The organism is Streptomyces tagetis (genome assembly GCF_018069565.1).
GTDB lineage: Bacteria > Actinomycetota > Actinomycetes > Streptomycetales > Streptomycetaceae > Streptomyces > Streptomyces tagetis.
This window is the reverse complement of record NZ_JAGPNL010000003.1, coordinates 736,077-756,372: the sequence shown is the minus strand read 5'-3', so window position 1 is coordinate 756,372 and position 20,296 is coordinate 736,077. Positions and strand designations below refer to the sequence as shown.

The following is a 20,296-nucleotide window of genomic DNA, read 5'->3' as shown; positions in this document are numbered from 1 at the left end:
ACGATGGTGCCTGGCCGGTTCCGGCTCTTAACGTCCCGATATGGCCAACACCCCGTCGACCGATGTCGACCTCTTCACGGCCGTCGAATCCTTACGCAGGGCCCTCGACGGCGCCGGAATCGTCCCGCCTGACCCTGTCGCCCTCGCGGAGGACCAGCTCCGCGGCGCACTGTGCGTCTGGTGCTCGGGGCCGCTCACGCTGGCCACGGCCGTCAACCTCGGCGAGTTGGACAGCCCCAGGGGGCGCTGGTGGCCCCGCGCCTGCCCGGCCTGCGCCGGCACCCGCGCACACCGCGCCCTCTTCACCCACGCACCGGAATGCGCCGACTGCCAGGCCACCCCGGCCGGGAGGCCAGAGCGCCCCCTGCGACACCGCCCGCCACCTGTACCGCCTCGTACGCCAGAGCCTCCGATGACCCACTGCGACACCTGCGGACCCCCGATCCAGGGCAAGCCCCACGTCATCATCATCGACTCCCCGTCAGGCGCCACACCCAACCTGACCATCCACCCCGAGCCCTGCCGCACGAACCCGCCCCGCCACACCACGCCCGTACACGTCCGTCGCCGGCCCCTCTGACCCCGCTCCCGGCGCGTACGTCCACTGGCCGCGCCGGGAGCGGAGCCGACGGCCGTCTCTGCCGCCCCGTCAGAGGCGGCCGTCACCCATCCGGCAGCCACGGTCCACGCCGATGGCCTCGGCGATGCGGATCAGGGTGTCCAGCAGCAGTGAGGAGTGGTCCCGCACTCGCCCGGGGAGAGTCCGCAGACGGCGTTGCGACTGCCCGGGAGGGTAATCCGGGAAAGGGCGGTCACCCGCGAGGGTGGCCGCCCTTCTGCTTCTGCCTCGACCTCCCGGTTGAGCAGCGGTTGAGCAGCCGATCATCAGCACCCACAGAATCGACAGAACCCCAGCCCGCGTGTCGTGTGAGCTGGGGTTCGGCAGGTAGGCCCTGTGGGACTCGAACCCACAACCAATGGATTAAAAGTCCACTGCTCTGCCAATTGAGCTAAGGGCCCAGGGGTGGTGCGTGGTGTTGCCTCACTGAGCATAGCTGGACGAGGCCGTGTCTCCGATCGGGTATCCGGGCGGTCGGCGCGTCCGGGACGTCGGCGTTCGTGCTGTTCGGGGCCGTTCCTGGTGGGGGGTGCGGAGGGGGTTCGCGGCGTTGACGCCGGGGTGGCGCCGGGTGAAAAAGTGACGGGCGTCACAGGCGGGGGACGCGGAAGGGCCCGCACGAGGAGGTCGTGCGGGCCCTTGCCGGTCGTTCAGGTGCCGTCAGCCGTTGCGCTTCCAGCGCGGCTTGTCGTCGCGGCGGCCGAAGGAGGAGGAGGGGGAGGAGCCACGGTGGTCGTCACGACGGCCGTACGGGCGGTCGTGGCCGCCGCTGCGGAAGCCGGGGCGGTCGCCCTGGCGGTCGCGGTTGAACGGGCGGTCGCTGCCACGGTGGCCGCCACGGTCGGTGCGGTCGTCACGGCGGAAGCCGCCGCGGTCGTCACGCCGGTCGTCACGCCGGTCGTCGCGCCGGTCGTCACGACGCTCGAAGGTACGGCCACCGCGGTCGCCGCCACGGTCGCCGCGCTCGCCGCCACGGTCGTCGCGGCGGAAACCGCCACGGTCCCGGTCACGGTCGCGGTTGAAGCCACCCCGGTCGTCACGACGCTCGTACGGACGGCCGCCACGGTCACCCCGGTCGGCACGGTCGTCACGGCGGAAGCCGCCGCGGTCGTCACGCCGCTCGAAGGTACGGCCACCGCGGTCGCCGCCACGGTCGTCGCGGCGGAAGCCGCCACGGTCCCGGTCACGGTCGCGGTTGAAGCCACCCCGGTCGTCACGGCGCTCGTACGGACGGCCGCCACGGTCACCCCGGTCGGCACGGTCGTCACGGCGGAACTCGTCCCGCTCGCCCGCCTGTTCCGGCAGGGTGATCTCCGGCTCGGCCACGGCCGCCGCCACCTCGGCGGTCACCGTCTCCACGTCCTCGCCGCGCTCGCGCGCGACGCGGGCCACCAGCCGGTCCGCCTCCTCGCGCAGCTCGGTCGCACGCCGCTGGGCCCGCTCCAGCTCCTTGGTGAGCTGGGCGACCTCCCGCTCGGCCTGCTGGGCCGCGTTGCCCGCGGACTCGGCCTGGACCTCGGTCATCGACCGGGCGCCGGTGATCTCGGCGACCTCCGGGTCGAAGGCCGCGCCGCCCTGGATGATGTGGCGCGTGGCGTCGACGCCCGCGTCCTCCATCAGCCGGAAGATCTGGCGCCGCTGGTGCGGCAGGGAGAGCGACACCACGGTGCCGGTACGGCCGGCGCGCGCCGTGCGCCCGGCACGGTGCAGGTAGTCCTTGTGGTCGCCGGCCGGGTCGACGTTGAGGACCAGGTCGATGCCGTCGACGTGGATGCCGCGGGCGGCGACGTCGGTGGCGACCAGGACGTTGACGTAACCGTCCTTGAAGTCGGCCAGCGTGCGCGTACGGGCGCCCTGGGTCATGCCGCCGTGCAGCGCCTCGGCCTTCGCGCCGGCCTCGCGGAGCTGGTCGGCCACGCGGTCGGCGCCGAGCTGGGTGCGGACGAAGACGATGGTGCGGCCCTTGCGGGAGGCGATGGCCGCGGTGACCGGCGCCTTGTCCTTGGGCTTCACGACCAGGATGTGGTGCGACATGGTCGTCACCGCGCCCTGCGCCGCGTCGACCTCGTGGCTGACCGGGTCGGTGAGGTACCGGTCGACCAGGGTCTTGATCTCGTTCTCCATGGTCGCGGAGAACAGCATCCGCTGGCCGCCCGCCGGCACCTGGTCGAGCAGTTCGGTGACCTCGGGCAGGAAGCCCAGGTCGGACATCTGGTCGGCCTCGTCGAGGACCGCGATCTCCACGTTCTCCAGGGAGCAGGCGCCGCGGTTGATGATGTCGCGCAGGCGGCCCGGGGTGGCGACCAGGATGTCGACGCCCTTCTCCAGGGCGTAGATCTGGTTGCCCATGGAGGTGCCGCCGCAGACGACCTTCATGCGCAGGCCGACCACGTCGCCGTAGGGCTGGAGCGCGTCGGCGACCTGCATGGCCAGCTCGCGGGTGGGCGTCAGGATGACGGCGCGCGGCTTGTGCTTCTCGGTGCGGCCGCCGGCCAGCGTGGCCAGGGTCGGCAGACCGAAGGAGAGGGTCTTGCCGGAGCCGGTGCGGCCACGGCCGAGGATGTCCTTGCCGACCAGGGCGTCCGGGATGGTCGCGGCCTGGATCGGGAAGGGGGTGGTCACGCCGTTCTGCGCGAGCTTGCGCACGACGCCCTCGGGCAGGCCCAGCTCGGCGAAGGTCAGCTCGGGTTCGCCGGAGTCCTCGGCGGCCTCGTCGGCCGCGTCGGCCTCGGTGGCCTCGGGAGCGGCGTCGGTGAGGCCGGCCTCGGGGAGGTCGGCCTCGGTGACGTCGGTGACGTCGGTGGCCACGGAAACGCCCTCGGCGTTCTCGGGCACGACGACGTGATCAGTACTGGTGATGGACATGCGAATGCGAAACCTTCCGGAGTCTCGTCGGCACGCGCCCGTCAACTCCGTGAATCGCGATTCGCAATACGACCGCCTCGATGCGGTCCGCCACGGCAAGGGAGAGTACGCGCCACACGGCGCGCTCTGTGGTGGCGCCGGGCAAATGGGATCAAACGATCTACCACCATACGCACCTACCACCCCCTTAGGCAAACCGAGTGGTCACATGGGCCGAGCGGGTGGTCCGGCCCGTTTCCGCCACGGCCCCGCGCCCACGACGAGGCCCCGCGCCCACGCCAGTGACCCACGCCTACGCCAGGGCCCCGCCCCCGCGTAGGCAGCCCTACACCGGCACCCCCGCCCGCGGTGCCGGCTCGCGCTGGGCGAGCTGGGTGCCCGGCGGTTCGTGCGCGGACGAGGACGGCTCGGGTGTCGGCTCCGGCGCCGGCGGGTCGGGCGGTTCGGGCGTGGCCGACGGCTCCGGCTCGGGCGGGGGCTCCGGGAGCGTCGTACGGGTGGGGGCCGGTTCGCCGGGGCCGCCCTTGGACGGGGCCGAACCGGAGGGGCCGGCGGTCGGCGCGCCCGAGCGGTCCGCGCCCTCGGCCCCGTCCTTGCCGTCCCCGTCCTTGCCGGCCTTTCCGTCGCCGCCCCCGGCGTCCTTGCCGCGGCCGTGCCCGTCACCGCCCCCGGCCTGGCCGTACCCGGCCGGACCGCCCGGGAGCGCCGGGCCCGCGCCGGGCGCGTCGCCGGCCCGCTCGCCGGCGGATTGCGACGGCCGCGCGCTCCGGCCGGACTCGTCGTCGCCGACGTTGACGCAGCCGGCGGCAGCGGCGACGGCCAGGAGGGTGGCGGTCAGACGGGCGGGTACGTACAAGGGGCGCACGGGCGGCCACCTCCGGAGGTCAAGGAGTCGCCGTGCCCAACTCCCGTCACCCACAAGAGGACACGCGTCCCAGGGCGGAGACCGTCACCCGGAGCCGTCCGGAGGGCCGGCGGCGTCACCCGTACCCGAGGTCGTGCAGCCGCGCGTCGTCGATGCCGAAGTGGTGCGCGATCTCGTGCACCACCGTCACCTCCGTCTCCGCGACGACGTCCTCGCGGGTCTCGCAGAAGCGCAGCGTCGGCCCCCGGTAGATGGTGATCCGGTCCGGGAGCACCCCCGCGTACCACTCGCCGCGTTCGGTCAGCGGTGTCCCCTCGTAGAGTCCGAGCAGGTCCGGGTCGTCGGCGGGCGGCTCGTCCTCGACGAAGACCGCCACGTTGTCCATGAGCCGTGTCAGCTCCGGGGGGACCCGGTCCAGCGCCTCGGCGACCAGTTCCTCGAACTCCTCGCGCGTCATCTCCAGCACAGACCCATTGTCGGATACGACACATCGGTATGACACTGCCGTCACGACCCGACCTCGCATATCCGCCCCGGGGCAGGGGCATACGGCCCCAATGTCCCGCGTCCCCGCCGCATTCCCGCACGTCATGGCCGAGGTGATGAACCGCATCCGCCGCGCCCCGCGCACCCTCTCGCTCCGCCGCCGAACCCGGCCGGCGTCCACGGCGGTGGGCCTCACGCCCCGTTCCCGCCCGCTGACCCGTGCCCTCGGCATGATCACCGTCGTCCTGCTCGGCGCCTGGCTGGGCCTGCTGGTGGTGGGCAACGTGCGCGTCCCGGTCGGCCCGATGAACACGACGATGACCCTGCGCCCCTCGCTGGCCGGCGGCACGAAGATCAACGTGTCGCCGCTGGGCGCCCTCCAGTTGGACAGCCACGTCGCCCCGGTCCGCCTCGACGTCAACGTGGACCAGCTCGACCCGGCCCGCGCCCAGGCGCTGGTGGACCGTCCCGAGCGGTTCTCCGGGCTCCAGGACGAGGTGGCGCGGGACGTCGGGCGCGGCACCCTCGACCTGGCGGTCCGCTCCTGCGTCGCCGTGGTCACCGGCGCCACGGCGCTCGGCCTGGTGGTCTACCGGCGGCCCCGCCGCGCCCTGGCCGCCGGCGGTCTGGCGCTGACGCTGCTGGTGGCCTCCGGCGGCACCGCGTACGCGACCTGGAACCCGGACTCCGTCCTGGAGCCGAAGTTCTCCGGACTGCTCTCCTCCGCGCCCTCCCTGGTGGGCGACGCGCGGAGCATCGTGACCGAGTTCGACGTGTACCAGCAGGAGCTGGCCCGCCTGGTGACCAACGTGACCAAGCTCTACGACGTCACCTCCACGCTCCCCGCCTACCGGCCCGACCCGAGCACGCTGCGGGTGCTGCACGTCTCCGACATCCACCTCAACCCGGCGAGCTGGAAGATCATCGCCTCGCTGGTGGAGCAGTACGACGTGAACGTGATCGTCGACTCCGGCGACACGATGGACCACGGCACGGCGGCGGAGAACGGCTTCCTGGACCCGGTCAAGGATCTGGGCGCCCCCTATGTCTGGGTGCGCGGCAACCACGACTCGATGGTCACCCAGGAGTACCTGAAGGGCCTGAGGAACGCGCACGTCCTGGACGACGGCCGGGCCCTGACCATCGCCGGGCTGCGCTTCGCCGGCATCGGCGACCCCCAGTTCACCCCCGACCGGGCGGCCAAGCCCGGCGCGGAGGCGTCCCAGGAGCTGGCCGGCGCCCGGCTGGCCTCCGCCCTGCGCGACCAGCAGACCGCCGGCACCCCGGTGGACGTGGCCGTGGTGCACGAGCCGTCGGCGGCCCGGGTGGTGGACGGCGATGTTCCGCTGGTGCTGTCGGGCCATCTCCACCGCCCGAGCATGGAGGTCATGAAGTTCGGCACCCGGCTCCGCGTCGAGGGTTCCACGGGCGGCAGCGGACTGCGGGCGGTGGAGGGCGAGCACCCCGATCCGATCCAGGCGTCGATCCTCTATTTCGACCGGGACACCCGGCGTCTCCAGGCGTGGGACGAGATCAAGCTCGGCGGTCTGGGACTGACGACGGCCGAGGTCAGCCGGCATCTGCCGAAGGAGAACCAGCCCGGCGCGACACCGTCCCCGACCGGGCCGAGCCCGTCGGGGAGCGAAGGCTCCGCCACGCCCGGCACGCCGACGCCGAATGCCCCGTAAACCGTTTTGGCGATAGGTCCCGCCATCCCCTATGCTTCTCACGTCCCCGACGCGCTGAGAAGCGCCCAGGCGGGCCGATAGCCCTCATCGTCTAGCGGCCTAGGACGCCGCCCTTTCAAGGCGGTAGCACGGGTTCGAATCCCGTTGGGGGCACGCAGTACGGTGTGCGAGACTTGCGTCGCAGCTTCGCACCCCGTCCACTTGGTCCTGTGGAGCAGTTTGGAGTGCTCGCCACCCTGTCAAGGTGGAGGCCGCGGGTTCAAATCCCGTCAGGACCGCTGAGGTTTCACGTGAAACCTCGCGGCTGGGTAGCTCAGTTGGTACGAGCGTCCGCCTGAAAAGCGGAAGGTCGCCGGTTCGACCCCGGCCCCAGCCACAGCAAAGGCCCCGATCCTCGGATCGGGGCCTTGTCGTTGCCCATGTTCCGCCGCAGGTCCGGGTCGGTCGCGCTCCCGGTACCCCGGCCCCCGGCCCGGGGTAAAAGCGCTCGCCAGGAATTTCCGGGGGATGAGATCCTGGATTCCGTATGTCTACGCACCCCGCCCCCGCCCTCGGCGCCCTCGCCTCCCGGCTGACCGAGCTGTCCCTGCGCGACGCGCACCGGCTCGGCCGCCGGCTCGAAGGTGCGCGGAAGATCCGTAAGCCGGAGGCCCGCGCCTCCGTCCTCGCCGAGATCGAGGCGCAGGTCGTCAAGGCCGAGCAGCGCATCGGCGAGCGACGGGCCCGCATCCCCGCCGTCAGCTACCCCGAGCAGCTTCCCGTCAGCCAGAGGAAGGACGCCATCGCGGCGGCCATCCGCGACCACCAGGTCGTCATCGTCGCCGGTGAGACCGGGTCCGGGAAGACCACCCAGATCCCCAAGATCTGCGTCGAGCTGGGCCGCGGGCTGCGCGGCATGATCGGCCACACCCAGCCGCGGCGGATCGCGGCGCGCACCGTCGCCGAGCGGGTCGCCGAGGAGCTGGACACGCCGCTCGGCGAGACCGTCGGCTGGAAGGTCCGGTTCACCGATCAGGTCGACCCCGAGGCCACCTTCATCAAGCTGATGACGGACGGCATCCTGCTCGCCGAGATCCAGACCGACCGCGAGCTGCGCGCGTACGACACGATCATCATCGACGAGGCGCACGAGCGGTCCCTCAACATCGACTTCCTGCTGGGCTACCTCGCGCAGCTCCTGCCGAAGCGGCCCGACCTCAAGGTCGTCATCACCTCGGCCACCATCGACCCCGAGCGCTTCTCCCGGCACTTCGGCGACGCCCCGATCATCGAGGTGAGCGGCCGGACGTACCCCGTGGAGGTGCGCTACCGCCCGCTGCTGGAGGAGGACGGCGAGGACGCGGACCGGGACCAGATCACCGCGATCACCGAGGCCGTCGACGAGCTGATGGGCGAGGGACCGGGCGACATCCTCGTCTTCCTCTCCGGCGAGCGGGAGATCCGGGACACCGCCGACGCCCTGGAGAAGCGGAAGCAGCCCCGCGGATCGGGCGCCGACTGGCAGCGCACCGAGATCCTCCCGCTGTACGCCCGGCTCTCCCACGCCGAGCAGCACCGCGTCTTCCAGCGGCACTCCGGGCGCCGGATCGTGCTCGCCACCAACGTCGCCGAGACCTCGCTGACCGTGCCGGGCATCAAGTACGTCATCGACCCCGGCTTCGCGCGGATCTCCCGCTACAGCCACCGCACCAAGGTCCAGCGGCTGCCGATCGAGCCGGTCTCGCAGGCCAGCGCCAACCAGCGCAAGGGCCGCTGCGGACGCACCAGCGACGGCATCTGCATCCGCCTCTACAGCGAGGACGACTTCCTCGCCCGGCCCGAGTTCACCGACGCGGAGATCCTCCGCACCAACCTGGCCTCCGTCATCCTCCAGATGACCGCAGCCGGCCTCGGCGACATCGAGAAGTTCCCCTTCATCGACCCGCCGGACCACCGCAACATCCGCGACGGCGTGCAGCTCCTCCAGGAGCTGGGCGCGCTCGACCCGGCGCAGAAGGACCCGCGCGACCGGCTCACGGAGACCGGCCGCAAACTCGCCCAGCTCCCCGTCGACCCGCGCCTGGCCCGCATGGTGCTGGAGGCCGACAAGAACGGCTGCGTCCGCGAGGTCATGGTCATAGCCGCGGCCCTCTCCATCCAGGACCCGAGGGAGCGCCCGGCGGAGAAGCAGGCCCAGGCCGACCAGCAGCACGCCCGCTTCAAGGACGAGACCAGCGACTTCCTCGCCTACCTCAACCTCTGGCGCTATCTGCGCGAACAGCAGAAGGAGCGCGGCTCCTCCTCCTTCCGGCGGATGTGCAAGCAGGAGTACCTCAACTTCCTGCGGGTCCGCGAGTGGCAGGACATCTACACGCAACTGCGCACGGTCGCCCGGCAGATGGGCATCCACCTCAACGACCAGGACGCCCCCGGCGACCGCGTCCACATCTCGCTGCTGGCCGGGCTCCTCTCCCACGTCGGCATGAAGGACGTGAAGGACGGCGCCAAGAACGAGTACCTGGGCGCCCGCAACGCCAAGTTCGCCCTCTTCCCCGGATCGGCGCTCTTCAAGAAGCCCCCGCGGTTCGTGATGTCCGCCGAACTCGTCGAGACCTCCCGCCTCTGGGCCCGGGTCAACGCCAAGATCGAGCCCGAGTGGGTCGAACCGCTCGCCGGCCACCTCCTCAAGCGCACCTACAGCGAACCGCACTGGGAGAAGGACCAGGCGGCCGTGATGGCGTACGAGAAGGTCACCCTGTACGGGGTGCCGATCGTCGCCCAGCGCAAGGTGAACTACGGGCGGATCGACGCCGAGGTCAGCCGCGACCTGTTCATCCGGCACGCCCTGGTCGAGGGCGACTGGCGCACCCACCACAAGTTCTTCGCCGACAACCGCCGGCTCCTCGGCGAGGTGGCGGAGCTGGAGAACCGCGCCCGGCGCCGGGACATCGTCGTCGACGACGAGACGCTCTTCGACTTCTACGACCAGCGGGTGCCCGAACACGTCGTCTCCGGCGCGCACTTCGACTCCTGGTGGAAGCGCGAGCACCACGAGCGGCCCGACTTCCTCGACTTCGAGCGCGAGATGCTCGTCAACGAGAAGGCCGGCGCGGTCACCAAGGACGACTACCCGGACTCCTGGCGGCAGGGGCCGCTGAAGTTCCGCGTCACCTACCAGTTCGAGCCGGGCGCGGACGCCGACGGCGTCACCGTGCACGTCCCGCTCCAGGTGCTCAACCAGGTCACCGACGAGGGCTTCGACTGGCAGATCCCGGGCCTGCGCGAAGAGGTCGTCACGGAGCTGATCCGCTCCCTGCCCAAGCCGGTCCGCCGCCACTACGTCCCGGCGCCGAACCACGCGAAGGCGTTCCTGGAACGGGCCGTCCCGCTCCAGGAGCCGCTGACGACGACCATGGCCCGCGAACTGCGGCGCATGGTGGGCGTCCCCTTCGAGGCCACCGACTTCGACTGGGCCAAGGTCCCCGACCACCTCAAGATCACCTTCCGGATCGTCGACGAGCGGCGCCGCACGCTGGCCGAGGACAAGGACCTGGAGGCGCTCAGGCTCCGGCTCCGCCCGAAGGCCCGCAAGGCGATCTCCCAGGCCGCGGCGGCCACGGCCGAACGCCGGGGCGGGGAGTCCCTGGAGCGCACCGGGCTGACCGACTGGACCATCGGCACGCTGAGCCGCGTCTTCGAGACCCGCCGGGCCGGCCAGCCGGTGCGGGCCTACCCGGCGCTGGTCGACGACGGCGACACCGTCTCCGTACGCCTCTTCGACACGGAGGCCGAGCAGGCGCAGGCGATGTGGAAGGGGACGCGCCGGCTGATCCTGCGCACCATTCCGGTCAACCCCGCGAAGTTCGCATCCGAAAAGCTCACCAACCAGCAGAAGCTCGCGCTGTCCGCCAATCCGCACGGTTCCATCCAGGCGCTCTTCGAGGACTGCGCGACGGCCGCGGCCGACCGGCTGATCGCCGGCTTCGGCGGTCCGGCCTGGGACGAGGAGTCCTACCGGAAGCTGTACGACCGGGTCCGGGCGGAGATCGTGGACACCACCGTGCAGGCGGTGGACCGGGTCCAGCAGGTGCTGGCCGCCTGGCAGGCGTGCGAACGCCGGCTCAAGTCCGTGCGCAGCCCCGCGCTCCTGCCCAACCTCCAGGACGTACGGGCCCAGCTCGACGCGCTGGTGAAGCCGGGCTTCGTGACGGAGGCGGGGCTCGGGCGGCTGCCGGACCTGATGCGCTATCTGGTCGCCGCCGACCGCCGCCTCCAGCAGATGCCGGCCAACGTCCAGCGGGATTCGACCCGGATGGAGAAGGTCCGGGAGATGCGCGACGAGTACGCCTGGCTGCTGGAGCAGATGCCGGCGGGGCGCCCGGTCCCGCAGCAGGTCCTGGACGTGCGCTGGATGATCGAGGAGCTGCGGGTCAGCTACTTCGCGCACGCGCTGGGGACGGCGTACCCGGTCTCCGACAAGCGGATCGTGAAGGCGATCGACGCGCTGGCACCGTGACGAGGACCGTACGGAGGGTGAGTTCGACCCCGGGGCGCACCCTCCTGTAGAGTCTCTTCTCGCAGCGCAACGCCGAAAAGCGCCGCGAAATCTGGTCCTGTGGAGCAGTTTGGAGTGCTCGCCACCCTGTCAAGGTGGAGGCCGCGGGTTCAAATCCCGTCAGGACCGCATCGGAGAAGGCCCGCACCACGAGGTGCGGGCCTTTTCGTATGCCCTCACTCCGCGCCGTCACGCGCCTCCTCTCCACGCGGGCCCGCCGCGCGCCCACCCGCACCGGGCTGCGGGGGCCGGCCCCCTCACCGGCCTCAACGTCCCCGTGTCCGGTGGCCCTTCCTCCCCATCCCCACCACGGCCCCCAGCGCCCCTCAGGGCCCCTCTGGCGGCCTTGACGGCGTCATGTTCGCTCGGTACTCCAATGGGCAGGGCCCGTTCCCGTGCGGCCCCCGGAGGTGGCGTATGGCGGCATCGGTCAGGCACGAGACGCGGGCACTGCTCCGCGCGCATCTGTCGGCCGCGTCGTCGTACGGCCATGTGACGCGCCGTTGCCCCGTCTGCCACCGGTTACTGCGGCTGGCGATGGACTCGCCCGCCCCGGCCGCCCCCGCGCTCCTGGCGGTCGTCGCACCGCGCGGTAAGCCGACGGCCCGTCAGGCGGACGCCGGTGAACGGGGCGTGTCCCTGGCGTGACGTCAGCTTCCCCGCGCCCAACACCCCAGCGCCGTACGGCTGCTGAGGGCCTGGGCCGCCAATAGCGCACATATGCCGGAGTCAACAAGCGCCACATCGTGTGACGGGTGTCACGGGGGCAGTTTTCCAAACTCCGGGACTCACGGGCCGCTTGCGCGAGGTCAATTTAATATGTGCAATTGCACCACCCGTCAGGGCACTTCGTGACCCTCCGGAGCGGCCCCCGGCGACCCGATCCGACACCCCTCCCCAGACTCCGACAAGGCCGCTCACCCGCGCGATCGGGCACGCCGCCGACGGGCACAAAAAAGATCGCGCCGGGCCCTGTGGGGGTCCAGCGCGATCGACGACGCACCCTGTCGGTCACCCGACGTGTTCAGCCGATGTGGGCGGGGGGCCTGTTGGGGCAGGACCCGCGTCGCTTGGAGCTATGATTCCGGGCGTCTCGGCAGGTTGGGGGACGCACCGTTTTGCCCGGTTATTCGGTTGTTCAGGCTTCGCTGCGCTGCTGCGGAATGCCCGCGAGCAGTGCGCGGACCTCGGCTTCGCGGTAGCGGCGATGCCCGCCGAGCGTGCGGATCGACGTGAGCTTGCCGGCCTTCGCCCAGCGCGTGACCGTCTTCGGGTCGACGCGGAACATGGTGGCGACCTCAGCCGGGGTCAGCAGCGGCTCGGCATCAGGGGTGCGAGCGGTCATGAGCGGCCTCCTCGGGAGAACCGAACCTTCTCGGTTCTTTCCTCTAAATTCTGCACCTTGACCCGCGTTGCCCGAAATGGCGGACGCGAGTCGAGTCGGTTATAGGACGAACGGCTTGTCCTCGGCACTACAACTACACCATCTGTCCAGCCGCGTCGGCCAAACCGATGGAATTGCCCTCCCAGGTGTTCATCACCGACGGAAGCCGATGGACCATGCCATAGCGGACAGTCACGCCCCTGTGACGATCAGTCACATGGCGATCAGGAGTCACCAGACCCCCCAAAGCACGCAAAGCTGAGAACCCGCCCACAGTGCACCACATCAGGACGGACAGAACCTCCCCCGGGCTCCTTGTCCTATTTTGGCATGAGGAGGGGGAAGCAGCGCAAGAGTGGTGTACGTGCGATCCGTCACGCTTGACACATACGCCCGGAACGGGGCGTACGTCCTTTGTCGACTCCGCGTCAACACGGACGGTGGTCCACTCCACGCCCCGTACGAAACCCCGGATCGGGCGGCACCGCAAACGTCAGTTCGCCGACCGCCGGTCGCGTACCGAACGCCACCGCTCCACCAGCCTGCCGTACGCCTCCCCCGCCGCGGCCCCGTCCCCGTGGCCCAGCGCCTCGATGCCCTCCGCCACGTCCGCCGCGGAGTGGTCCGCCTCCAGTTCCCCGGCCGGCAGCGTGTGCACCAGCCCCCCGTAGTCCAGCTCGACCAGCGAGCGCGGGTGGAACTCCTCCAGCCAGCGCCCCACGTCCACCAGGCCGTCGATCAGCGGCCCCTCGTCCATCGCCTGCCGCAGCGCCCGCAGCCCCCGGGCCACCCGCCGCCTGGCCTGCACCATCGGCGTGCGGTAGCGCAGCAGCGGGGGCGCCGCGCCGGGGCCGGCGCGGCCCCGGTCGTACTCGCGCTCCTCGTCCGAGACGAGCACGAACCAGTTGATCGGCACCTGCCAGGTGGCGGTGCGAATCCAGGGCCGGGCGTCCGGGTTCCGCTCCCGCCAGCGCTCGTAGTCCTGCGTGCTCTGGCGGCGGACGACCGGCGGCAGCAGGGCGTCCAGGACCGGCTCCGGGAAGTCCTCGGCCAGCTCGCCCAGGGCCTGCCAGCCGCGCAGCCGGGTGCGCCAGGGGCAGACGCAGACCACCCCGTCGACCTCGGTCACGAAGGCGTCTCCGCTCTCGTGCACCGGGACCGGCACCGGCGGGGTGGGCAGCAGGTCGGCCAGCGAGCGGCGCAGCTCGTCCTGGTAGGAGGGCAGGTCGGCGCGGCGGGCGTAGCGGGTCCAGTGGCCGCGCTCGGGCTCGCGGAAGGCGGCCAGCGGCTCGTAGACCCGCAGGTAGGCCGCGTAGGGGACGATCACCGAGGACACCTTGGGCACCCCTGCTCCCTCCCCCGCGCACCGGCGGGAAAACCTGCGGGCCCGGCGTGCCGGGCGCGCGGCCCCCGAGCCGCGCGCCTCGCGCGCCCGTACTCCGTGCGGAGGTGATCCCGCACACGGTGGGGCGGTCCGGCCGGACCAGGGCCTACCCTCATGCCAGGCTCCCGCCCCGCTCCGCTGCCACAAGCGTGGGGGCAGGATGGGGGCCGTCTCCACCCGCCGCTCTTTACTCAGGAGTCACCACCGTGACCGACGTAACCGGCGCACCCGCTGATGTGCTGCACACCCTGTTCCACTCGGACCAGGGCGGACATGAGCAGGTCGTGCTCTGCCAGGACCGCGCCAGCGGCCTGAAGGCCGTCATCGCCCTCCACTCCACCGCCCTGGGCCCCGCCCTCGGCGGGACGCGCTTCTACCCGTACGCGAGCGAGGCGGAGGCCGTCGCCGACGCGCTGAACCTCGCCCGCGGGATGTCGTACAAGAACGCCATGGCCGGTCTGGAGCACGGCGGCGGCAAGGCCGTGATCATCGGCGACCCGGAGCAGATCAAGAGCGAGGAGCTGCTGCTCGCCTACGGCCGCTTCGTCGCCTCGCTCGGCGGCCGGTACGTCACCGCCTGCGACGTCGGCACCTTCGTCGCCGACATGGACGTCGTGGCCCGCGAGTGCCGCTGGACCACCGGCCGCTCCCCGGAGAACGGCGGCGCGGGCGACTCCTCCGTGCTCACCTCCTTCGGCGTCTACCAGGGCATCCGGGCCTCTGCCCAGCACCAGTGGGGCGACCCGACCCTGCGCGACCGCACCGTCGGCGTCGCGGGCGTCGGCAAGGTCGGCCACCACCTGGTCGAGCACCTGCTCGCCGAGGGCGCGAACGTCATCGTCACGGACGTGCGCGAGGACGCGGTCCGGCGCGTCACCGAGCGCCACCCGTCGGTGCGCGCGGTCGCGGACACCGACACGCTGATCCGCACCGAGGGCCTGGACGTGTACGCGCCGTGCGCGCTCGGCGGCGCGCTGAACGACGACACCGTGCCGGTGCTCACGGCCAAGGTGGTCTGCGGCGCCGCCAACAACCAGCTCGCCCACCCCGGCGTCGAGAAGGACCTCGCGGACCGCGGCATCCTCTACGCGCCCGACTACGTGGTGAACGCCGGCGGCGTGATCCAGGTCGCCGACGAGCTGCGCGGCTTCGACTTCGAACGGTGCAAGGCGCAGGCGGCGAAGATCTTCGACACCACGCTTGCAATCTTCGCACGTGCGAAGAGCGATGGTATTCCGCCGGCCGCGGCGGCCGACCGGATCGCCGAGCAGCGGATGGCGGAGGCGCGTGCGCGGGGCTGACCCCCGGCGCACACGGCGACGACCGTCGAAGGTTTGAGCGGTACCCGCCGGAGGGCAGTTAGAGAGAACTCTCACTTCTTCCGGCGGGTCGACCGCCGAAAGGTGGTTAAAATCGCCCTTGACCAGCGAGGACAGCACGCCTCGCCGGTCTTGGGCGTGGCCACGTCCTGTGGGCGACGTACCGTATGTGCGTGGGCTCAGGTACCGTGGAAGCCCTACGGACCGGTCTCTCTACGGAGAGTCCGTTCCGGACCATGAACGCGTGTCAAGACTCTGGGGCCGTCGAGCCCCGTCGTTGAGGGGGTCGAGCCATGGGGCGCGGCCGGGCCAAGGCCAAGCAGACGAAGGTCGCCCGCCAGCTGAAGTACAACAGCGGTGGGACTGACCTCTCACGCCTGGCCGAGGAGCTGGGCGCATCGACGTCGAATGCGCAACCGCCGAACGGCGAGCGGTTCGAGGACGATGAGCATGAGGACGTATACGCACGGTACGCCGACCTCTATGAGGACGACGACGCGGACGAGGACGGCCAGTCCCCGAAGCAACGTCGCGGCGCTTGACCTTGCACAGAACACCCACCCGGTCGGTGACCCCCGTCACCGACCGGGTTCTGTGCTCTCCGCATCACCATCGCCTCAGGGGGCGTGGTCGCCGACCAGCGCCGCACCCGTGGCGTGGTCGCCGCGGTCGGTGATCTCGCCGGCCACCCAGGCATCCACGCCGCGGTCGGCGAGGGTCGCCAGCGCCACGTCCGTGGACTCCTCGGGCACCACGGCGATCATGCCGACGCCCATGTTGAGGGTCTTCTCCAGCTCCAGGCGCTCGACCCGGCCGGTCGTCCTGACCAGGTCGAAGACAGCGCCCGGGGTCCAGGTGGAGCGGTCCACGACCGCGTGCAGTCCCTCGGGGACGACGCGGGCGAGGTTGGCGGCGAGTCCGCCGCCGGTCACGTGGCTGAAGGCGTGCACCTCGGTGGTGCGCAGCAGCGCCAGGCAGTCCAGCGAGTAGATCTTGGTGGGCTCCAGCAGTTCCTCGCCGAGGGTGCGGCCGAGTCCGTCGAGGTGGGCCTCCAGGGAGAGCCCGCCCTCGTTCAGCAGCACGTGGCGGACGAGCGAGTACCCGTTGGAGTGAAGGCCGGAGGCGGCCATGGCGATGACCGCGTCACCCTTGCGGATGCGGTCGGGGCCCAGCAGCCGGTCGGCCTCCACCACGCCCGTGCCGGCGCCGGCGACGTCGAAGTCGTCCTCGCCGAGCAGGCCCGGGTGCTCGGCGGTCTCGCCGCCCACCAGGGCGCAGCCGGCCAGCACACAGCCTTCGGCGATGCCCTTGACGATGGCGGCGACCCGCTCGGGGTGGACCTTGCCGACGCAGATGTAGTCGGTCATGAAGAGCGGCTCGGCGCCGCACACCACGATGTCGTCCATGACCATGGCGACCAGGTCGCGGCCGATGGTGTCGTAGACGCCCAGGCGGCGGGCGATGTCGACCTTGGTGCCGACGCCGTCCGTGGCGGAGGCGAGCAGGGGCCGCTCGTAGCGCTTGAGGGCGGAGGCGTCGAAGAGGCCGGCGAATCCGCCGAGGCCGCCGAGGACCTCGGGGCGGTGGGTCCGCTTCACCCACTCCTTCATCAGCTCGACCGCGCGGTCACCCGCCTCGATGTCGACGCCCGCTGTCTTGTAGGAGGCCGCCGCGGGGCTGGCACCGGTTGTGTCAGGCATGACGATGAGAACCTTCGTGTCGTACGGCTGGTGGGGCGGACGGCTACGGGCGACGGATGGCGTCGGCCGCGGCCGTGGCGGCGGGCCCGGCGGCCAGCTCCGTCTCCAGGAGCTGCTTGCCGAGCAGCTCGGGGTCGGGCAGCTCCATCGGGTACTCGCCGTCGAAGCAGGCACGGCACAGGTCGGGCTTGGCGATGGTGGTCGCCTCGATCATCCCGTCCAGGGAGATGTACGCCAGCGAGTCGGCGCCCAGCGAGGTACCGATCTCCTCGATGGTCATGCCGTTGGCGATCAGCTCGGCCCGGGTGGCGAAGTCGATGCCGAAGAAGCAGGGCCACTTCACCGGCGGGGAGGAGATCCGGATGTGGATCTCGGCGGCACCGGCCTCGCGCAACATGCGCACCAGGGCGCGCTGGGTGTTGCCGCGGACGATCGAGTCGTCCACGACGACCAGCCGCTTGCCCTTGATGACTTCCTTCAGCGGATTCAGCTTCAGCCGGATGCCGAGCTGCCGGATGGTCTGCGAGGGCTGGATGAAGGTGCGCCCGACGTAGGCGTTCTTCACCAGTCCGTTGCCGAAGGGGATGCCGGACGCCTCGGCGTAGCCGATCGCGGCGGGGGTGCCGGATTCCGGGGTCGCTATGACGAGATCGGCCTCGGCGGGGGCCTCGGCGGCCAGCCGGCGGCCCATCTCGACCCGCGAGAGGTAGACGTTGCGGCCCGCGATGTCGGTGTCCGGACGGGCCAGGTACACGTACTCGAAGACGCAGCCCTTGGGCTTCGCTTCCGCGAATCGGGTGGTGCGCAGACCGTTCTCGTCGATGGCGACGAACTCGCCCGGCTCGATCTCGCGGACGAAGCTGGCGCCGCAGATGTCGAGGGCGGCGGACTCGGAGGCGACCACCCAGCCGCGCTCCAGGCGGCCGAGGACCAGCGGGCGGATGCCCTGCGGGTCGCGGGCGGCGTAGAGCGTCTGCTCGTCCATGAAGACGAGGCTGAAGGCGCCCATGACCTGCGGGAGGACGGTGTGGGCCGCCTCTTCCACGGTCAGCGGCTTGCCGTCGTCGTCGACCTGGCCCGCGAGCAGGGCGGTGATCAGGTCGGTGTCGTTGGTCGCCGCGACCCGGGCGGAACGGCCGTCCTGCTTGGGCAGGGCGGCGACCATCTCGGCGAGCTGGGCGGTGTTGACGAGGTTGCCGTTGTGCCCGAGCGCGAGGGAGCCCTGCGCGGTGGCGTGGAACGTCGGCTGGGCGTTCTCCCACACGGAGGCGCCCGTGGTCGAGTAGCGGGCGTGTCCGACCGCGATGTGGCCCTGGAGCGAGCCGAGAGAGGTCTCGTCGAAGACCTGGGAGACGAGGCCCATGTCCTTGAAGACGAGGATCTGGGAGCCGTTGCTCACCGCGATTCCCGCGGATTCCTGGCCCCGATGCTGGAGGGCGTACAGCCCGAAGTACGTGAGCTTTGCGACCTCTTCGCCCGGAGCCCAGACACCGAAGACGCCGCATGCGTCCTGGGGGCCCTTCTCACCGGGGAGCAGATCGTGATTGAGTCGACCGTCACCACGTGGCACGTTCCCGAGTGTAGGCGAGGCCGACCGCTGGTCCGAATTGGGGATACCCCCTCGGCGTCGGCTCACCCCCGGGCGCCGGCGCGCACCACTGCTCCGTTTTGGCTGGTCAGCGGGGAGTTGCGCTGATCGACGCGGTGGGCGGCGCCGCCGTCGAAGAGACTCGTTAACCGCTTCTCGGTGTCCATGAGTGAGTCTTCGCACATCATTCGGGTGGTCGACGCTCGGCCGAGGGTGATATGGCCGTCGCGCACGGTTGCCCCGGCCCGTACGTGGTTGCCGCGCAGGCCGGCGGCGGCGGTGCCCCCGCCCCGCTCCTCGCTCAGCCGGACGGTGTCCCCGGCGGGGGTGGTGAGGGTGAGGCCGCCGCCGTCCTCGGCACGGGGGGTCAGGGGTCCCTGGGTGAGGGTGCGGGAGAGGGTCCCCTCGAACTCCGTGGAGGTGTTCTCGCAGGCCATCTCGGTCGACGTGACCTCGCTGAGCCGGATACGGCCCTCGCTCAGGTCGGCGCGGGCGGTGAAGCGGTTGCAGCCGAGGCTGCCCTCGGCGGTGCCGTCCTCGCCGATGCGGACGCGGGCGCCGTCCGGGGCGCGGTGGGTGGTGCCGTCGGCGGTGACGCTGTCGACGCTCCAGTCGACGCCGGTCAGCGGGCGGTCCGCGCCGGCCGACCCGGCGGGGGCGGGGCGGCTCCCGCAGGCCGCCACCAGGGGGACGAGCGCGGCCACGGCCGCCACGGTCAGGGTCGTGCGCTGCCTCTTCCGGTCCATGCGGCTTCGACGGAGGCGGGCACGGTCCGGTTCCCCCGGCCCGGTCAGGGGGAGAGCGGCAGCAGGGCGCCGAGGTCGGCCCGCTCCCCGCTCGCGCTGACCCACGCCCTCGCCACCGCGTCCGCCCAGGTCAGCCGGCCGGTGGCGAGCCGGACCCAGGTCAGCGGGTCGGTCTCGACGACGTTGGGCGGGGTGCCGCGGGTGTGCCGGGGGCCCTCGACGCACTGCACGACGGCGTACGGCGGGACGCGCACCTCCGTCGAGCCGCCGGGCGCCTTGGCGGCGAGCGCGTCGGCCAGCAGCCGGGTCGCGGCGGCGAGGGCCTGCCGGTCGTAGTCCACGTCGAGGCCGGGCACGGCGGCGGTGAGGTCGGCGGTGCGCACGACGAGGTCGACGGCACGGGTGACGACGTGGTCGGCGAGGGGCAGGGCCCCGGCGCCGGTGGGCAGCAGGCGGGTGCCGGGGTGGGTGTCGAGGACGGCGGTGAAGCGCCGCCCGGCCTCGGCGAGGAGGGCGTCGAGGGCGGCGGGGGTGGGGGTCGCGGGGGTGGGGGCGGGGGCCGTCGGTCCGCCGGGGGCCGTCGGTCCGGACGGGGCCGCCACCGGTGCCAGCCTCGGCCAGTCGGCCAGGCGGATGTCCTGGCGGGCCGGCTCCGGCTCGGCCAGGAGGCGTTCCGCCTCCGTCAGGGCCGTGGCGGCGCCCGCGATCAGCTCCCGGACGGTGTGCTCCCCGGCGGTGCCTTCCCCAGCGGTACGTTCCCCGGCGGTACGTTCCCCGGCCGCGCGCTCCCCTGCGGCGCCTTCCCCAGCGGTGCTTTGCCCGGCCGCGCGCTCCCCAGCGGTGCCTTCCCCGCCAGCGCGTTCCCCCGAGCGGGCGGGCAGCGCGAGCTGTTCCGGTGTGAGCGCGCGGGTGGCCGCCCGGAGGTGGGCGAGCTGTGCCAGTACCGCCGCACGGGTCCGGGCGGGGTCGTAGCGGCGGGCACGTTTCACGGCGGGGGGCATGCGAGCAGCGTAGGGGCTGCCACCGACAGCCCGGTGGCACCCGCCCCCGCCCCGGGCACGCGCTCGGGCACCGGCCGCGCCACCCCGCAACCCGCCCCGGCAACACCACCGCCCCCG

General features: G+C 71.9%; 15 protein-coding genes and 5 tRNA genes. 10 read left to right on the top strand and 10 right to left on the bottom strand.

What is annotated here, in order from left to right; all coding sequences use genetic code 11:
* Positions 1-40: 40 nt before the first annotated feature.
* Complete coding sequence (locus J5Y05_RS15610) at positions 41-580, top strand: hypothetical protein (RefSeq protein ID WP_210872823.1); 540 nt, start codon at positions 41-43, stop codon at positions 578-580.
* Between the two features lie 367 nt (positions 581-947).
* Here J5Y05_RS15610 and J5Y05_RS15605 read toward each other — a convergent pair.
* The 4 genes from J5Y05_RS15605 to J5Y05_RS15590 form a co-directional block, all read right to left on the bottom strand.
* Positions 948-1,020 (bottom strand) — tRNA-Lys (locus tag J5Y05_RS15605).
* A gap of 259 nt (positions 1,021-1,279) precedes the next feature.
* The gene (locus J5Y05_RS15600; protein WP_210872673.1) at positions 1,280-3,484 is read right to left on the bottom strand and encodes a DEAD/DEAH box helicase; all 2,205 of its coding nucleotides are present in this window, start codon (positions 3,482-3,484) and stop codon (positions 1,280-1,282) included.
* A 325-nt stretch (positions 3,485-3,809) separates the two neighbouring features.
* On the bottom strand, positions 3,810-4,349 hold the full coding sequence (locus J5Y05_RS15595; protein ID WP_210872671.1) for a hypothetical protein: 540 nt from the start codon (positions 4,347-4,349) through the stop codon (positions 3,810-3,812).
* Positions 4,350-4,464: 115 nt separating this feature from the next.
* Positions 4,465-4,815 (bottom strand): metallopeptidase family protein, encoded by a 351-nt coding sequence (locus J5Y05_RS15590; protein WP_210872669.1) that lies wholly within the window; start codon positions 4,813-4,815, stop codon positions 4,465-4,467.
* 91 nt (positions 4,816-4,906) lie between these two features.
* Between J5Y05_RS15590 and J5Y05_RS15585 the strand changes: the two genes are divergently transcribed.
* The 7 genes from J5Y05_RS15585 to J5Y05_RS31870 all read left to right on the top strand — a co-directional run bounded on the left by J5Y05_RS15585 (position 4,907) and on the right by J5Y05_RS31870 (position 11,705).
* Positions 4,907-6,523: a metallophosphoesterase family protein gene (locus J5Y05_RS15585; RefSeq protein WP_210872667.1), complete on the top strand. Its 1,617-nt coding sequence runs from the start codon at positions 4,907-4,909 to the stop codon at positions 6,521-6,523.
* Between the two features lie 80 nt (positions 6,524-6,603).
* Positions 6,604-6,676 (top strand) — tRNA-Glu (locus J5Y05_RS15580).
* Between the two features lie 50 nt (positions 6,677-6,726).
* A tRNA-Asp gene (locus J5Y05_RS15575) sits at positions 6,727-6,801 on the top strand.
* 24 nt (positions 6,802-6,825) lie between these two features.
* Positions 6,826-6,899: transfer RNA gene (locus tag J5Y05_RS15570), tRNA-Phe, on the top strand.
* A gap of 150 nt (positions 6,900-7,049) precedes the next feature.
* Positions 7,050-11,018: an ATP-dependent RNA helicase HrpA gene (hrpA, locus tag J5Y05_RS15565; RefSeq protein WP_210872665.1), complete on the top strand. Its 3,969-nt coding sequence runs from the start codon at positions 7,050-7,052 to the stop codon at positions 11,016-11,018.
* 93 nt (positions 11,019-11,111) lie between these two features.
* Positions 11,112-11,186, top strand: a tRNA-Asp gene (locus tag J5Y05_RS15560).
* 288 nt (positions 11,187-11,474) lie between these two features.
* Positions 11,475-11,705: a DUF6274 family protein gene (locus tag J5Y05_RS31870; RefSeq protein WP_247614646.1), complete on the top strand. Its 231-nt coding sequence runs from the start codon at positions 11,475-11,477 to the stop codon at positions 11,703-11,705.
* A gap of 490 nt (positions 11,706-12,195) precedes the next feature.
* On the opposite strand, the gene bldC is transcribed toward J5Y05_RS31870, so the two are convergent.
* Together bldC and J5Y05_RS15550 are read right to left on the bottom strand one after the other, a co-directional pair.
* Positions 12,196-12,402, bottom strand: a complete 207-nt coding sequence (gene bldC / locus J5Y05_RS15555) for a developmental transcriptional regulator BldC (RefSeq protein WP_003949541.1) — start codon at positions 12,400-12,402, stop codon at positions 12,196-12,198.
* Positions 12,403-12,934: 532 nt separating this feature from the next.
* The gene (locus J5Y05_RS15550; RefSeq protein ID WP_210872662.1) at positions 12,935-13,786 is read right to left on the bottom strand and encodes a DUF8083 family protein; all 852 of its coding nucleotides are present in this window, start codon (positions 13,784-13,786) and stop codon (positions 12,935-12,937) included.
* A 245-nt stretch (positions 13,787-14,031) separates the two neighbouring features.
* Here J5Y05_RS15550 and J5Y05_RS15545 point away from each other — a divergent pair, with 245 nt between their 5' ends.
* Positions 14,032-15,126 (top strand): Leu/Phe/Val dehydrogenase, encoded by a 1,095-nt coding sequence (locus tag J5Y05_RS15545; RefSeq protein ID WP_210872661.1) that lies wholly within the window; start codon positions 14,032-14,034, stop codon positions 15,124-15,126.
* A 311-nt stretch (positions 15,127-15,437) separates the two neighbouring features.
* A complete protein-coding gene (locus J5Y05_RS15540) occupies positions 15,438-15,686 on the top strand; it encodes a DUF3073 domain-containing protein (protein ID WP_030422808.1) in 249 nt (82 codons plus the stop codon).
* Between the two features lie 75 nt (positions 15,687-15,761).
* On the opposite strand, the gene purM is transcribed toward J5Y05_RS15540, so the two are convergent.
* The 4 genes from purM to J5Y05_RS15520 all read right to left on the bottom strand — a co-directional run bounded on the left by purM (position 15,762) and on the right by J5Y05_RS15520 (position 20,179).
* Positions 15,762-16,844 carry a phosphoribosylformylglycinamidine cyclo-ligase gene (gene purM, locus J5Y05_RS15535; RefSeq protein WP_210872658.1) on the bottom strand — a complete coding sequence of 361 codons (1,083 nt, stop codon included), beginning with the start codon at positions 16,842-16,844 and terminating at the stop codon, positions 15,762-15,764.
* A gap of 43 nt (positions 16,845-16,887) precedes the next feature.
* On the bottom strand, positions 16,888-18,414 hold the full coding sequence (purF, locus tag J5Y05_RS15530; protein ID WP_210872656.1) for an amidophosphoribosyltransferase: 1,527 nt from the start codon (positions 18,412-18,414) through the stop codon (positions 16,888-16,890).
* Positions 18,415-18,476: 62 nt separating this feature from the next.
* Positions 18,477-19,178 (bottom strand): META domain-containing protein, encoded by a 702-nt coding sequence (locus tag J5Y05_RS15525; protein ID WP_210872654.1) that lies wholly within the window; start codon positions 19,176-19,178, stop codon positions 18,477-18,479.
* A gap of 44 nt (positions 19,179-19,222) precedes the next feature.
* Positions 19,223-20,179 carry a sterol carrier family protein gene (locus J5Y05_RS15520; RefSeq protein ID WP_210872652.1) on the bottom strand — a complete coding sequence of 319 codons (957 nt, stop codon included), beginning with the start codon at positions 20,177-20,179 and terminating at the stop codon, positions 19,223-19,225.
* Positions 20,180-20,296 lie beyond the last annotated feature (117 nt).